Annotated in this window: 2 protein-coding genes and 1 pseudogene; 1 reads left to right on the plus strand and 2 read right to left on the minus strand. The window is 40.9% G+C overall.

The features are described from left to right. Positions 1 to 76 (plus strand): annotated as a pseudogene (locus tag JK188_RS18050) (arginine ABC transporter ATP-binding protein ArtP); the annotation flags it as partial. Positions 77 to 381: 305 nt separating this feature from the next. Here JK188_RS18050 and JK188_RS17075 read toward each other — a convergent pair. Together JK188_RS17075 and JK188_RS17080 are read right to left on the minus strand one after the other, a co-directional pair. Next, a complete protein-coding gene (locus tag JK188_RS17075; protein ID WP_211887235.1) occupies positions 382 to 1,596 on the minus strand; it encodes an aspartate aminotransferase family protein in 1,215 nt (404 codons plus the stop codon). A gap of 131 nt (positions 1,597 to 1,727) precedes the next feature. Beyond that, positions 1,728 to 2,303, minus strand: a complete 576-nt coding sequence (locus JK188_RS17080; RefSeq protein ID WP_036948669.1) for an aminodeoxychorismate synthase component II — start codon at positions 2,301 to 2,303, stop codon at positions 1,728 to 1,730. Positions 2,304 to 2,524: the final 221 nt, after the last annotated feature.

Here is a 2,524-nt window from a genome sequence, read left to right on the forward strand (position 1 = left end):
CTTAAGTGTGATGGATAACCTGATTGAAGCGCCATGCCGCGTTTTGAAGCTATCCAAACAGCAAGCACAAGAAAAAGAAAATCTCTCAGAAGTAATGTCTTCTGAAAAGTTCGAGTCCCAAAAAACAGGCTCAGACATCAAGCTAAATAAGAGCAAACGTAAACTAACTAGCTTTTATCACAGCGAGAATGTTGAACGACTTCATAGAGGTATTCCCACGACCAATGCTCATCGCATACCACACTCGTCTAATCGACCTGAAATCAAAGAAACAAGAACATCAGAACTAAGAAAAGCAATTATACAAACTGGTAAATAGTCAACTGTGCATTGTTCACTGCTAAGTTGCAGAAGAGACCATTCTGCAACTTAGCACACAACTTATTTCAATAATTTATTTATTGCCGTTTCTAACTTCGCCATCCCGCTATTAATTTCATCTTCAGAAATAATCAGCGATGGTGTAAAGCGTAATACATTCGTGCCTGCATTCAGCATCATCAGCCCTTCTACCGCGCAAGCTTGCAGAATATCTTTTGAGCGATTCAGTAACTTGCCATTTAGTTCTGCGCCAATTAATAAGCCCATTCCACGAATTTCAGCAAAAATGCCATATTGATCATTAAGCTTATTTAAATGCGCGACAAATAACTCACGACGCTTAGCAACACCATCAAGGACTTCATCGGTATTGATAATATCAAAAGCAGCATTACCCACCGCACACGCCAGCGGATTACCGCCATAAGTGGTTCCGTGTGAACCCACTTCCATCGTATTCGCAATGTCCGCGGTTGTGATCATCGCACTAATAGGGAAACCGCCTCCGAGGGCTTTTGCGGTAGTTAAAATATCGGGAACGATATCATAGTGCATATAAGAGAATAATTTCCCCGTACGCCCCATTCCACTTTGCACTTCATCAAAAATAAGCAGTGCATTATTTTCATCACAAAGCTTACGTACTCCTTGCAAAAATTCTGATGTCGCAGGGGTGACGCCACCTTCCCCTTGAACCGGCTCCAATACCACCGCACAAGTATTTTCATCAATCACAGCTTTAACGGCTTCAAGGTCATTAAAAGGCACATGAATAATATCCGCAGGCTTTGGACCAAAACCATCTGCATATTTCGCTTGTCCACCGACTGAGACAGTAAATAATGTTCTGCCGTGAAACGCTTGCTTGAATGCAATGATCTTCGTTTTATATGGGCTATATTTGGTGATAGCATAACGACGCGCTAACTTGAATGCGGCTTCATTCGCTTCAGAACCAGAGTTCACAAAAAATGCACGATCTGCAAACGTTGCTTTGGTTAATTTTTGAGCCAGTTTTAACGCCTGTTCATTGGTAAAAACATTGCTCACATGCCACAGTTTTTCGCTTTGTTCACGAACAGCAGCGACTAAACTTGGATGGCAATGACCCAGCGCTAAAACCGCGATCCCACCTGCGAAATCAATATATTCTTTACCTTGCTGATCCCAAACACGACTACCTTCGCCTTTAACTGGAATAAATTCAGCTGGCGAAAAAATAGGTAACATAACCTGATCAAAAGTTTGCCGATTGACTACGTGTTGTTCTGACATACCCCTCACCTGCTCTTTATCGAATGCTTAAGTGAAAATATAAGCATCAAATATGAATAAAAAATCAATAAAGAGCAATAGGGAAGGGTAAAATATGCATAATTAATTTTGCTATTCGCAAAAATCAACCACTAATATTTGAGAAAATTACTCAACAACTCATGACCTTGTTCGCTGAGAATACTTTCAGGATGGAATTGAACCCCTTCAATTGGCAGGGTTTTATGGCGGATTCCCATAATTTCATCGATATCCCCGTTATTCAGTGACCATGCGGAGACATCAAAAGAGGCTGGTAGTGTTTCTGCCGCAATCACTAAAGAGTGATAGCGAGTGACCGTTAAAGGCCGATTCAGTCCTTTAAATACCCCTTGATGATTATGGTGGATAGATGATGTTTTGCCGTGCATCACTTCTCTCGCTTTCACGACAGAGGCACCAAACGCTTGCCCAATGGCTTGATGACCTAAGCAGATCCCCAAAATGGGCACTTTTCCGGCAAAATGTTTTATCGCTTCCAGAGAAATCCCTGCCTCATCAGGCGTGCAAGGACCCGGTGAAATGACCAAATGGGTTGGAGCCAATTGTTCAATTTCTTCAATGGTAATTTCGTCATTACGTTTCACCAGCACTTCCGCCCCTAGTTCGCAGAAATATTGGTATAAGTTGTATGTAAATGAATCGTAATTATCAATAAGTAAAAGCATAGTAGCCTATCCGACTGATTTTTATCATTATAAGTTTTTTTGTTTATGCATAATTCGTGGCGGTTAGCAATTAGAACGCGTCCCAAAAACCATAAATTATCACAAAGGGCGGCTATCATAGCACAGCCAAGACAGGAAAATAGCCTATTTACGTCAAGTAACCCACTTTCAGTACAAAATTTCCATATAAAAATCATGGGATTATATTCACAAGAATATAA

Origin of the sequence: Providencia sp. JGM181 (genome assembly GCF_018257375.1) — a bacterium.
Lineage (GTDB): Bacteria > Pseudomonadota > Gammaproteobacteria > Enterobacterales > Enterobacteriaceae > Providencia > Providencia lanzhouensis.